The sequence below is a fragment of the [Bacillus] enclensis genome, assembly GCF_001456935.1.
GTDB lineage: Bacteria > Bacillota > Bacilli > Bacillales > Bacillaceae_B > Rossellomorea > Rossellomorea enclensis.
In genome coordinates this window covers 19,445-32,017 of sequence record NZ_KQ758488.1, presented here as the reverse complement: position 1 = coordinate 32,017, position 12,573 = coordinate 19,445, and the positions used below count along the sequence as shown (strand labels likewise).

At 44.4% G+C, this 12,573-nt stretch carries 13 protein-coding genes; 6 read left to right on the top strand and 7 right to left on the bottom strand.

Annotated features, from left to right (window positions below; genetic code table 11):
• Nucleotides 1-24: 24 nt before the first annotated feature.
• Nucleotides 25-960, top strand: coding sequence for an aldo/keto reductase (locus tag AS034_RS19030; RefSeq protein ID WP_058299775.1), 936 nt, complete (start codon nucleotides 25-27; stop codon nucleotides 958-960).
• 103 nt (nucleotides 961-1,063) lie between these two features.
• Here the strand turns inward: AS034_RS19030 and AS034_RS19025 are convergent, their stop codons facing one another.
• On the bottom strand, nucleotides 1,064-2,245 hold the full coding sequence (locus AS034_RS19025) for an MFS transporter (protein ID WP_058299774.1): 1,182 nt from the start codon (nucleotides 2,243-2,245) through the stop codon (nucleotides 1,064-1,066).
• 82 nt (nucleotides 2,246-2,327) lie between these two features.
• On the opposite strand from AS034_RS19025, the gene yeiL reads away from it, so the two are divergent.
• The 4 genes from yeiL to AS034_RS19005 all read left to right on the top strand — a co-directional run bounded on the left by yeiL (nucleotide 2,328) and on the right by AS034_RS19005 (nucleotide 5,193).
• The gene (yeiL, locus tag AS034_RS19020) at nucleotides 2,328-2,999 is read left to right on the top strand and encodes a transcriptional regulator YeiL (RefSeq protein ID WP_058299814.1); all 672 of its coding nucleotides are present in this window, start codon (nucleotides 2,328-2,330) and stop codon (nucleotides 2,997-2,999) included.
• Between the two features lie 251 nt (nucleotides 3,000-3,250).
• Complete coding sequence (locus AS034_RS19015) at nucleotides 3,251-3,961, top strand: DUF421 domain-containing protein (protein WP_058299773.1); 711 nt, start codon at nucleotides 3,251-3,253, stop codon at nucleotides 3,959-3,961.
• A 207-nt stretch (nucleotides 3,962-4,168) separates the two neighbouring features.
• Nucleotides 4,169-4,654 (top strand): hypothetical protein, encoded by a 486-nt coding sequence (locus AS034_RS19010; RefSeq protein ID WP_058299772.1) that lies wholly within the window; start codon nucleotides 4,169-4,171, stop codon nucleotides 4,652-4,654.
• Complete coding sequence (locus AS034_RS19005) at nucleotides 4,651-5,193, top strand: hypothetical protein (protein ID WP_058299771.1); 543 nt, start codon at nucleotides 4,651-4,653, stop codon at nucleotides 5,191-5,193. The genes AS034_RS19010 and AS034_RS19005 overlap by 4 nt, the downstream gene beginning before the upstream one ends.
• Nucleotides 5,194-5,226: 33 nt before the next feature.
• On the opposite strand, the gene AS034_RS19000 is transcribed toward AS034_RS19005, so the two are convergent.
• The 6 genes from AS034_RS19000 to AS034_RS18975 all read right to left on the bottom strand — a co-directional run bounded on the left by AS034_RS19000 (nucleotide 5,227) and on the right by AS034_RS18975 (nucleotide 11,634).
• On the bottom strand, nucleotides 5,227-6,222 hold the full coding sequence (locus AS034_RS19000) for a tRNA dihydrouridine synthase (protein WP_032087091.1): 996 nt from the start codon (nucleotides 6,220-6,222) through the stop codon (nucleotides 5,227-5,229).
• Between the two features lie 541 nt (nucleotides 6,223-6,763).
• Nucleotides 6,764-7,141, bottom strand: coding sequence for a VOC family protein (locus AS034_RS18995; RefSeq protein ID WP_058299770.1), 378 nt, complete (start codon nucleotides 7,139-7,141; stop codon nucleotides 6,764-6,766).
• A gap of 54 nt (nucleotides 7,142-7,195) precedes the next feature.
• Nucleotides 7,196-8,059: an AraC family transcriptional regulator gene (locus tag AS034_RS18990; RefSeq protein ID WP_058299769.1), complete on the bottom strand. Its 864-nt coding sequence runs from the start codon at nucleotides 8,057-8,059 to the stop codon at nucleotides 7,196-7,198.
• Nucleotides 8,060-8,176: 117 nt separating this feature from the next.
• Complete coding sequence (locus AS034_RS18985) at nucleotides 8,177-10,093, bottom strand: PhoX family protein (protein WP_058299768.1); 1,917 nt, start codon at nucleotides 10,091-10,093, stop codon at nucleotides 8,177-8,179.
• 164 nt (nucleotides 10,094-10,257) lie between these two features.
• The gene (locus tag AS034_RS18980) at nucleotides 10,258-11,154 is read right to left on the bottom strand and encodes a ferritin family protein (RefSeq protein ID WP_058299767.1); all 897 of its coding nucleotides are present in this window, start codon (nucleotides 11,152-11,154) and stop codon (nucleotides 10,258-10,260) included.
• A 90-nt stretch (nucleotides 11,155-11,244) separates the two neighbouring features.
• Nucleotides 11,245-11,634 carry a DUF1259 domain-containing protein gene (locus tag AS034_RS18975; RefSeq protein ID WP_058299766.1) on the bottom strand — a complete coding sequence of 130 codons (390 nt, stop codon included), beginning with the start codon at nucleotides 11,632-11,634 and terminating at the stop codon, nucleotides 11,245-11,247.
• A gap of 252 nt (nucleotides 11,635-11,886) precedes the next feature.
• Here AS034_RS18975 and yiaA point away from each other — a divergent pair, with 252 nt between their 5' ends.
• Nucleotides 11,887-12,357 carry an inner membrane protein YiaA gene (gene yiaA / locus AS034_RS18970; RefSeq protein WP_058299765.1) on the top strand — a complete coding sequence of 157 codons (471 nt, stop codon included), beginning with the start codon at nucleotides 11,887-11,889 and terminating at the stop codon, nucleotides 12,355-12,357.
• Nucleotides 12,358-12,573: the final 216 nt, after the last annotated feature.

Sequence of the window (12,573 nt, the reverse complement as noted above, 5' to 3'; positions counted from 1 at the left end):
GATGAGAAATGTGGTGGGTAGATAATGAAAACCCGTAACCTTGGGAATACAGGAATCAGCGTGTCAGAAGTGGGGTTTGGGGCATGGCAATTAGGCAATCAGAGGGATTGGGGAAGCATGACCGATGAGGAAGCCATCTATTTAGTACATCAAGCGATGGATATGGGATGCAATTTCTTTGATACTGCACCTAATTATGGATCGGGTAAAAGTGAAGAACTCCTTGGAAAAGCCTTCAAGGGAAAAAGAGATCGAGTGGTCATCAGCAGTAAATGTGGACATCAATCCAATGATGAACAAAGCTTCGAGCCTGAGAAATTGATTTTGTCAGTGGAAGACAGTTTACGAAGATTACAAACTGAATATCTTGATAGTCTTCTGCTCCATAATCCTCCTTTCTCAACCCTTAATGGAGACTCCCCGCAATTTGAAGTACTGGAGATATTGAAAGAACAGGGAAAAATCAGAGCTTATGGAGCTTCGGTGGATACTGGAAAAGAGATGGATGAATTAATCAGTAAGACAGACAGTCAGATTATTGAGGTTATGTTCAACCTTTTCCATCAGGAACCATCCGCTGCCATGAAATCAGCTCACAAACAGGGTATCGGTGTTATCGTCAAGGTTCCGCTCGATTCGGGCTGGCTTACCGGAAAGTATGATGCCACAAGTACATTCAGTGGAATCAGGAGCAGATGGAGTGAAAAAGAAATCCAGAGAAGAGGGAAGCTGGTAGAGAAAGTCCGTCATATCCTGAGAGATGACACTTCCATGGTACAAGCAGCCTTGCAATATATCCTTTCACACGATGCGGTGTCTACCGTGATCCCCGGAGCAAGAAATATTCAGCAATTAAATCAGAATATCTCTTCCTCGGAAGGAAGCTTACCATTAAAAGTAATAAAAGAATTAGAGAGTATGTGGGACGAAGAAATAAAGAATTCTAAGTTAACATGGTAGTTGTTCAAAGTGAATAGAGATCGCTAGTGTCAATGCAGCGAGTCTCCCCGGCAAAGAAAAAAGAAGTTTATCCATATGCAGATAAACTTCTTTTTTCTTTCTATTAACGCACTTCAGCAGACACCAGCACATCCTTCTCCACTTCCAGCTTCCGATACCCAAGCGCAATGAACATCGCCGGCAAGCTGCAGGCAAGCATTCCGATGAAGGCAAATCTTGGCTCGATTTCATATAAGAACCCTCCGAATCTCGTAAACACCGCCGTGCTCCAACTGAGTGCAAAGGCTGAATACATGCCCTGAGCTTTCGGGATGTGTGTATGCGGAATGTTTGTGGTTAAGTATTTCATGAAAGCATAGTGCCCCATCGCAAACGAAAAGGCATGCAGGGTTTGAGCAATGCAGAACACCACCACATTTGGGAACGCAAACACCAAGACCCACCGCAGTGAAGAACCGGCTGCAGCCAGCGCCAATAAGGTCCCTGGTGAAAAGCGGTTAAAGCGTTTATCAGCCATCGAAAAAAAGATAATTTCTGCAATGACGGCAATGTTAATGATGACACCGATGAGATAGATCGGTGCGTGTATCTCCTGTAAAAAGATGTAGCCATAGTTGTAATAGGCAGCGTGGGCTGCTTGAAGAAGCACCACAATAATCAGGACGACCAGGAAATGTTTCGTCTTGAATAAATCAAGAATATTGACCTTCACGGACTGACTTATCTGCGGTTTCTTCGATAAAATCTCAGGGCCGTTCGTTAAGCTGAGAGCGACAAAGCAGCTGATTCCAAGCAGCAGTGCCCAAAAAATCATGTCATCCCCGAACATCCCTGTAAAGACCGTTAACAGGATTCCTACCGATACAAATCCGATCGATCCCCACTGTCGGCTTTTTCCATAGTGCTTCAATTGCTTGCTTTGCACAAGGACGCCGGCAACGCTGTCTAAAGCCGGCATCAAGGTAGGGTAAAAGATGTGCAGGATGACGGTTACGATCAGTAAGGCAGTGAACGAGTCAGCCGGGATATAGCTGAGAAGCGCGGCCAGTGTACCAATTCCAGCTATGTTTAACAGAGCCTTATTACTGACCCTTTCCAGTAAATAAGGAAAGGCAAACAGTGTTGAAAGACCCCTTGCCACCAAGCCTATGCTCATGATTAAACTGGCTTCTGAAACTGAAATGCCTTTGGTTTGTATCATCCATCCTGACCAATAAGGCAGAAAGATTCCCCATGTCAGAAAGAAACTAAAAAAATGAGTGCTCATCCAACGTTGTGTATTCATTGTGTATCCTCCTTATCAAACGCATGATATCATGGGATCAAGGAAGATTAATATGAGATATCTCATATTTTCGAGGTGGAAGATGGAAATATATAGAGGTGAGAAAAAGCGGATTTATTTAGAAAATCACTCAATCGCTCATCGATTTTCTTTTCAGATTGAAGAATTTCTTGAGGTAAGGGAATATAAGCGGGATGAATGGATCATCCAAGAAGGGAATAGACCCGATTACTTATTTTATGTGACAGAAGGAAAAGCAAAAATATACGTCACGCATCAAAATGGTAAAGTGTCACTTATCAACTTTATCAATGCGCATGATTATATCGGTGAGATGGAATTACTGAACGATGTGTACTATACAAAAGGAATTCAGGCATCCACGAAAACCGTCTGTTTTGCTTTGCCTTTTTCCAGGTACCGCACCAAATTGCTTGAAGATACAAAATTCCTTCGGGAACTGACAACATTCCTGAGTCTGAAGGCAACCTTGATGGCAGCAAAGTATTCACAGAGCCTTGCTTTTCCGCTTGAGAACAGGCTGGCAGACTTTATTTTACAGACGTCCGATAAAGGAGTTTACCTGGAGAAGCACGTCATCGTCTGTGATTATCTAGGCGTCTCTTACCGCCACCTGCTGCATGTCCTGACGCAGTTTTGTGAGAAGGGATATTTGCAAAAAGAAGGCAGGAACTATTCTATAAGAGATCAGCGGGCTTTGTATGAGCTTGCAGAAGCGATAAAGAATAAATAAATGGTTGTCTCAATGAGTTCATGAGATGTCCAAGTATTGGAGTGCTCCATGGGGGAAAGCATGGCGGCAAGCTTCCCTAGCATGCCTGGATTTCTGGACCCCCGCCTATTACCTGGATTTTTCTATTTCTTTATAAAGAAACCTTTCTTTTGAATCGTTCCAGACCTGTCACAGTACAAAAAATTCTAATTATAATTAGCAGCTAAAAAGGCCAAGATGGGACTAAGAACTGGTTTGAACGGGGTGAGAGAATGCCTGAACATTTCGAAGTCATCATTAGGTCCATTATTTCCTTCAGTCTTTTATTAATTGGAACCAGAATGTTAGGGAAGCAAACGATTTCGCAAATGACGATGTTTGATTTTGTGGCATCAATTTCATTGGGGGCCATTTCAGCGAATTTGGCCTTCAATACAACGATTAAAATTCATCATACGATCATAGCATTTGTGATGTATGTAGCGATTATTTTTTTGATCGCGATTATTTCATTGAAAAATAGAAAAGGAAGAAAGTTTCTGGCAGGTGATCCCACCATTGTGATGCAAAACGGCAAAGTATTGGAAGGGAATATGAAAAAGATGCGCTATACGCTGGATTATTTGAATCAGCAGCTCAGGGAAAGGGATGTTTTTAACATCGAGGAAGTCCTCTTCGCAATCGTAGAGACGAATGGGACTTTGACGGTATTAAAGAAGCCCCAATTTAGAAATGTAACCAGGCAGGACTTGATGATTGCCGTAAACGGTGAGCAGAAATTGCCTATAGAGCTTATAATGGATGGTGAAATAATCAACAATAATTTAGAGCAGAATAATTTATCGTTTTCATGGCTGGAATCAGAATTGAGAAAACGGAATTTAACACATCATGATGTTGTTTATGCCGTCATGGCCGCCAATGGTAATTTGTACGTTGATACATATAACGATTACATTCAAACGCCGATTGATAAAGAATAAAAAGAAAAAAAGAGCCAGTCCAGGTAACTATATACCATTGGAGTCTGACTCTTTTTTTCATTCAGACGTTATCCTTCTATGCAATCGTCGGAAAGTAGAGTGGGAACTGCCCCCCTCTGCCGCGGTACGGTTATTTTCTTAACATACCGTGTAATTTCACCATTTTAAGTAAAACATATTTACATATAAACAAAGTTGGTGACTGTAATGATTTCGGTTTGGCTTTTCCTGATTTTAGCACTACTATCTTTTCTTTCGCTCTATGTATTGACGAAGAAAATGAATGTCATTCATGTCATAGGAGGTTATTTGTTATCCAATATCCTTCTTACGAATACAGGTGTGATCATAAACTTAAATTTAAAGTTAACATGGCAGGATCCCTACAGTGAATTGATTTTTTGGACGCAGAAGATCCCTGAGTTGTCCCTTAAGCCGGCTTTACTTTTATGGATCATCTATATTTTGTTCTCAGGAAGGACGGTTTTAGAAAAACTGGTCTCTGTGTTCATCCTCTTAACAGCACTCGTTTCAATTGAAGTCTATTTCGTATCCATTCACTATTTGGAATGGGTAAACTGGAATGTGTTTTATTCCTATTTGCGATACATCTTTATTCTTCTTCTAATGGCTGTTTACGCATTTTATTTAGAAAAGGGTATGGATAGAAACAAAGAGGTGAATACGATATGATTTTCCCTCTCCCCCGGGAATTTGATGAAAATGAACTGTTTATTATCATTTCCACCATCATTACCTGGGCGCTTTTGTTTATGCTGCCAAAACGCCTGTCGGCTGTTACGGTCACGATCATTTGGACGTTTAATGTGTTTCTTGCGCTGCTCGCTGATATTACTCTTACGGTGAAGCCATATGAACTTTACTTTACGATCGATCATAAAACCCATGAGTTATTTGATGTGGTACTGCACTTTATCACATACCCAACCCTTCCTTATTTTGTAGTGAACTCGTATCAGCATTATAAGCCTGAAGGGTTGAAACGTATATTCTTTTTGTTGTTTTGGGGTGTCGCAGCGATCGCTTTAGAATGGACATCCGTGCAATTTCATGTTTTCACCTATACCGGCTGGAAATTGTCTATTTCCTTTCTTGTTTATCTGATTGTGTTTGCCGCTGCCATTTGGCTTTCGGATTTTGTTGAAAAGAAATACCCTTCCAAATGGAACTCGAAGGCTCTGAATATGAAAAAAGGGTCAGCCTCCCAGTAAGTGAAATTCACTGGGGACTGACCCTTTTTTATTTTACTTAGAAACCGAAAACCCTTCATCTTCCTTCACTGCACTTGCATACTCATCAAGCAGAGCGCGAACTTGATCCGTGGTTTCTGTCTCCATCAGACGATTCCTGAGCTCGCTTGCGCCGCGGAATCCGCGTACGTAAATCTTGAAGAAGCGGCGGAGCGGTTTGAACGGACGAGGCTCGAGTTCATCGTTGTACTGATCATGAAGATCCAGCTGCAAACGCAGAAGGTCGAGGAGCTCCTCGCTCGTATGCTCTTTCTTTTCTTTTTCGAATGCGAATGGATTATGGAAGATCCCGCGTCCGATCATGACGCCGTCGATGCCGTATTTCTCGGCGAGTTCCAGTCCCTGCTGGCGGTCAGCGATGTCCCCGTTGATTGTCAGCAAGGTATGAGGCGCGATTTCGTCACGGAGTTTCTTGATCTCAGGGATCAGTTCCCAGTGCGCATCGACTTCACTCATTTCTTTTCTTGTACGGAGGTGGATGGACAGGTTGACGATATCCTGCTCCAGCAGGTGCTTCAGCCAGTCGTGCCATTCCTCGACTTTCGTATAACCGAGGCGCGTCTTCACGCTGACGGGAAGTCCTCCCGCTTTGGCAGCCTGGATCAGTTCCGCAGCGACTTCCGGACGGTTGATCAGGCCGGAGCCTTTTCCGTTCGCTGCAACGTTATGCACAGGGCAGCCCATATTGATATCGATTCCTTTGAAGCCCATCTCAGCCATCCCGATACTCATTTGGCGGAAGTATTCAGGCTTGTCCCCCCATATATGGGCGACGATCGGCTGTTCATCTTCCGTGAACGTCAGACGCCCGCGCACACTGTCTTTTCCTTTCGGATGACAGTAGCTTTCTGTATTTGTGAACTCTGTAAAAAACACGTCGGGTCTCGCCGCTTCACTCACGACATGGCGGAACACGACATCGGTCACGGCTTCCATCGGTGCCAAAACAAAAAACGGCCGAGGCAACTCATGCCAAAAATTATTCTTCATAATATATAAAACCCTTTCCTTCAGGGAAACCATGTTCCCAAAATTAAAAAGTAAGATGATGCAGTTGCATCCAATCCCGGTCAGGATGGATTTGTACCAGTATATACTTTAATAGTATTGACGGAAAAGTGCAAGGGTACGCGCTTGGGCCAATTAATGGCAAAAGGAGACTGAGACAAAACTAAACTAAACGGTTCTTTATACCGCTAAAGATTTCCGTGCAAGACTTCGCTTTCCGCGGGTAGCCCGTGAGCCTCCTCGGCTTCGCACTAGGGTCTCACTTGTCTAGCTGCAGGGCTTAGAGGCACATGTCATAAGTCAAACCGGCCAAGAAGGCAAAGAACGCCTTCGTGGCCGATTCGTCTTATGCCACACGCCTCTGAGCAAAGCCCTTCCGCTTTTCTGATAGGAGTCTTCGTCTTGCACTCCAATCAACCGCTGGAAAGAGTTAAATCTAAATATTCTTTTGAACAGAGAAAAACCCGGACTAATTTGCCTCTTAATCCGGGTTTTACTTAAACTATAACAGCCTCTTTGTTCCTTATCCTTGCTCCTCACTCATGAATGCATGTGTATTTCCTTCTGTGTCTTTGAAAAAGACCATCCACGTCTCTGTCTGCTCCATTTTTGCGACCATATGCGGTTCGCCGATAAATTGGATTTCCTTCCCCGATAAGCGCTCGTACGTTTCTTTTATGTTCTTTACCTGGAAATAAAGAACCGAGCTGGAATGGGCGAATTCGTCTTTTTCGGGAAGGGATAACATAAGCCGCAGCCTGCCTGACTCAAGAAAAGCCATGCGGTCAGTGTTAAACAGGAGGGGGAGTCCAAGCGTTTCCTTATAAAATCTCAATGCTCTGTCCAGATCCTTCACCGGTATTCCGATTTGTCCCACTTTCTCAATCAGTGCTGTTTCCATACAACATCAATCTCCTTTCGACTGTCCTTACTTTATAAGAATAAAAAATTCCTATTATCTTGTCTTATCCATTCTCACCTTTTTTCGATAGTCTGCCGGAGAAATGCCTGCAAATTGTTTAAACAACTTACTGAAGGATGCCGGGTTTTGAAGACCCAATAAAAAAGTGATCTCTGTCATCGTGTAATCTGTTTCCGATAGGAGCTGCCTGGCTTTTTGAATCCTGAATTCGGTTATATGCTGATGGGGGGTCCTTTTGTATAGCTGCTTATACGTGCGTAATAAGTGGTTTGGAGATAGACAGGCTGCCGCTGCAATATCATCGAGCTTTACGGGCCGGTCAAAATATGCCCGTATATACTCATTGGCTGTGTTCACTCTTCTATACAATTCTTCCCGGGTTGATTTACGCACTGCTTTAAGTAATTCAACCTCTTGGCAGATCTGCAGCTGATCCTCTAAGAGTGCCTGCATGATCTGATGAAATTGTTCTTCATAGCCGATGGACATGCGTTCTGTGCCTGACAGTGTCCGTTTAAAATCATGCAGCACGGCATTTAAAGCCGCATTTTGAGGATAGGTTTTTTCAAAAAAGCCGAGGGGACTCTTATCCTTGAATGGATCGCTCAAAAGCCTGTCATTTGTTTCTGATAAGGAGTGAAAGACTTCTTCTGCAAATCCGTCTTGAAAGAAGATACAGAATGACTCGACCTCTCTTGGCTCGTCAATGGAAATGGTGTAAGGGCCGGCGTTCAGCAGGAGGTACCTGTCTTCTTCGATGGCATAAAAACCCCGCTTTGTCTTATAACGGGCTTTGCCGTTCGAGAACGTTTTGATGGATAATTGCCCGTTCCCTTCCCAATAAAACTCATCACTTTTGGCATGCAATACGTAATTAGCAGAATCATTTTTTGTCATCTTCATATCTCCGAGTGATTAACTTATTTTTCCATAGTATCATTATACATAATAATAGGCGGGGGAACCGGCCCTACATAAAAAAAGCACGCCTGCTACTGAGGCGTGCTTTCTAACTTATTTGTCTTCTATGTGTTTCTTATAAGGTGGTGTGTTCGAAGAAAGGCCGGATATATAGCCGACACCGCCCGTTTCCTGAATGCCGATGGTTTTCTTCATTTCGTTTGTTAGTTCTTCTTTATCAACAGCGGTGATTTCTTTGTCGCTGATGTCTTCACCCGGGTGCTGGTAGTTGCTCAGTACGTAGCGGGAGTCTTTCAGGTTTTCGACTGCACGGAGTCCCGTTGCTTCTGCACCGACCGGGACAGACAGGATTCGTGATAGTTTTTTCGTTTTGACATTATAGGCCCAGACGAAGTTGTTTGTGTGTAAAGAGCTGTCTTCCCCGATGAATAGAGTATCCATATCGTTTGAGAAGCTTAAGTTGTCCGGGTTTGCGACCTTTTCAGGATCGGCTGTGTTTCCGTATGCGTCCGCTTTTTCAAGGTCTTGTCCGATGACCAGTCCTTCCATGCTGGCAGGAACATAGCGGCTTTTGATTTTACCGTTGTCTTGATCTTTTTGGTGCGCTGTTAGATTAAGCTGGTAGGTTACGCCTGATTTCAGTTCTGGCAGCTGGATGTCATCCTGTACCGCGCCAGGCTCTTTTAACATCGCTTTTTCTTGATAAGAGATGGCGATATAGGCTTTATTGTCTTCTTCATTTACTGCGATGCCTTCCATTTTGTTGAATTCGGAAGTGGCCCCAAGGATGGCTCCGTAGCGGCGGGATTCAAGGAACGCGGCCGCTTTTTCCATGCCTGGTTTTACTTTCAGATATTCAACGTTCTTGCTAGCCGCTGTTTTGACGGCCGTGAATCCTTCTGCAGGCTTGTCGGATGTTTCAAAGATGTCGCTGAAAGTCGTTCCATTATCGATGATTTCTTTCACTTCATCATCCGAAGCATGTCCGAGTTTGATCCACTGCAGATCGCCTTTACCGCCATTGTCCGTACCTGTTTGGTTGAATTTTGCGGCATAAAGCGTCCCTGCTGAGAAATCCTTCGCTTTGTCGGCTACGTACATGAACATCATCGTATTCTTGCCGTCGTCCCCGAATAAAGCTGTTTTATTATCAGGGAGAACCTGCATCGTTTCATGTGAGAAACGTCCCGTGCTGTAGTGCTTTTCGACTGATGCTTCCCCGTTTTTATCGATGGAGATTTCAGGGATCCATCCATAGAAATAAGGGTTGGCTTTCGTTTCATCGCCAAAGTAGTGCTTGGCAAAGTTCGTTACATCTTTATAGGCACTGGAAGTTGGATCTTCGAATGCGCGTGCATCAGGCTCGTATTCTTCGGAACCTAGGTGAGTGCCCCATTCGGTAGTGGATCCGTTACATGGAGTCCACAAGCCGTTTACGTTTGCGAAATCGATTTTCTTGGCATGGTTTACGCTCAGTTCGCCTGTTTCGGGGTCTTTATCAACCTGTGTAAGTGTCATGGATGCCGGAAGGCCCGAGACTTCATTTCCTGCATTATCGACTGAGTCATACTCATAATGAGAGATGATATAGGATTTCCCGTTGATCTCGATGAAGCTGTTAGAATCAGGGGCATCCGAAATATAAGGGGAAGGCTGATCCGGGATGCTCCGGTCGATGATCGGGTTCCCTTCTGCATCGATCGGTGTACCGGCAGGGATGAGCTCCCCTTTATTCTCTGCAATTTTATCTTTGGATAGGAACAGCTGATTATAATGAAGAGGCGTTTCCTCAACACTTCCATCTTTGTACGTCACTTTCACTGACGCTTCTGAGTATGTTTTTACCATGTTCTCAATGGTGGATGGTGCTTTCATGGATTGGAATTCCACGCTTTTGATTTGCTTCTGGTTATGATGGCCATGATTTTGAGCTGGTCCGTCTGCAAATGCAGAAGCAGCACTTGAAGCTAAAAGTGTAAGAGATAATCCGAGAGTGACGCGTTTCTTCATAATGTTGACCTCCAATGAATATGTCTTGCCTCTATTAGAACATGTGAATGTTGAGGAAAGATGAAGTTTAGAAGCTGATCTGTTGAGACCTTGTAAAAAGTCAGCAACATTTTTGTTACAGAGGAGGTCATTGTGCTGTCGTCACCAAATCCCGCATGTTGAAATCAACCTCTCGCAAGTCCTCTCTCAAAAGCCGCCAGATGGTTCACAGAAGCATTCCGCACCTGCGTGAAGACCATTCGCACATCACTCGGGATGTTCAGTGACAGAAACCGGTCATACATCGCGATATTATCGATTTCCCCCTGCACCCCTGCAGCGTAGGCCCCCTTGATATCCCCGGGAGTGGTGACCAAAGACTGGGATGTATCTGCCGGAACCGGTACCTGGTAACGCTGGAATAAAGGCAGCAGAGCATTGATATGCCTCAGTTCCGCTTCTTTAATCTGTACGAATGTACGTATGTTTCCGAACGTGCCGATGATGTTGTTATATCTTGCCTGGGCCAGATATTCATCCTGAAGGGCATAGGTGAGTATCTGCGGCAGGGTCAATGAAGCCGCGCTCAACGCCCCTTTGGCACCGAAATCAACGTTCTGTCTGCGGCTATTTGTGTTCCTGGCATTCTTTTGTATAAATGATAAGAACCAGACGGCGTGATTCTGTTCATCGGATGCAGCACGCCGGAATCGTTCTTTGATGACGGGATCCTGCGCCTTATCTGCTATATCCAAATAGGTGTCCACGGCTCCCTGTTCGTCATTGAAAGCAAATTCAATTCCTGCTTTGTAGTTATCAGGGCAGGTTTCAGTGATTTTGTATGAAGGCTTGCTTCCTGTCAGGGCGGTATAAATGTTGCTGAATTCCTTCAAATGTCTCTTTTCATCCTTCTGGATCTCAAGGATCCTGTCCTTCTCCTGCTGTGTCGGTGCGTTCCCGGCTAACTTCTCGTAGCATGCGATTGCGCTGTACTCGGCGTTTATTGCTTTCTTGATATCTTTGATCAACCGGGTATCAGCGGCGGGCCGATGTTCAGCCGTCCATTGTTGATTGAAATACATGGGTATCCTCCTTCTCGGTAACATATCCATTTATCTTATGCACAGGGTATGGGCAGATGTGCAGGAAGGTCAAGGCAGGGAGCAGTCAGCTCATTTCAATACTTTAAAAGCTTGAGCCACCTTGTGGGCAAACTGCAGCGGCGGTTCAACCGATTGAAAATGAACATAAAGAATGACGGGCTTGGTGAACAGCCAATGATTATGGATGGCGCTGACGATGATGCCGTTCTGGGTAAGGCTTCTTGTGAAAGCAGGCACTTCTTCCTCAAGGATGACGGTTTCCCCGAGGTTAAGGGCATTGCCCCCATGATCCAAGGATTCAAAAGATGCTTTTGAATGAAGCTCACTGCGGCTGGGCCGGCCCTGAATGGTTACCTGAAGGTCGCGGTGGAAATTCACTGAGCAAACCCCATTCTTCATCTTCGTTTTTTTGTTAAGAATCTGACCGAACTGCTGGCAAAGTGTGTGAATATCGTTCATAAGGAGCCCCCATTTAAAATAATTATTTTAATGTATGAATGGTACAGGGGATGCGTCACTTCTATTATGGGGTGATGATTTCTCTTGCTCAGGAACATCAAAGGAAAATGAGTGGAATATAGTAAGCAGGAACGACCACGTATGGAAAAAAATTAAAATTAATACAATAAGAGTAAACAACATATGTAAAATATTGCTATAATGAGTCTGATAACAGCACTTATATTCTATGACAGTAAAGGGGAGCGGCGAATGTCTGATTTCAATGAGAATCCATTAGTGAAGAACGATGACAAGAAACCGAAGATCAAAGTGGAAAGAAAAGAAGGGGAACCGACTTCCGCTTTTAAAGGAGCAAGCTGGGCAGCATTGGTGATCGGGGTAGCCGCTTATCTGATCGGCCTGTTCAATGCGGGAATGGAGCTGAATGAGAAAGGCTATTACTTCGCTGTACTCGTATTCGGACTGTATGCAGCGGTTTCCCTGCAAAAAGCGGTCAGGGACAAGGAAGAGGATATACCGGTGTCAGGCATCTATTACGGCCTCAGCTGGTTTGCCGTCATCGTCGCCATTGCCTTGATGGCGATCGGGCTTTATAATGCCGGCAGTATCATCCTGAGTGAAAAAGGGTTTTATGCCATGGCATTTGTGCTCAGCCTGTTTTCGGCCATCACGATTCAAAAGAATATCCGTGATACGCAGGTGACAAGGGACAGGGATTGATTGAAAGGGCGGTGCTGGGTGCAGTACTGCCCTTTGACGTTCTATTCAGCTTTTTCCGGTTTCAGGAAAGAACTGTGGAATAAAAAGAGTGTGCAGATAGTCAGGAGGATGGCATTGATATTTACCTCAGAATAACGAATAGCGGCCCCGTATAGGGCGGAACCGCCTGAGATGAGTCGTACCGTCCATTTTTGCCTTCGTGTAACAAACAAATTA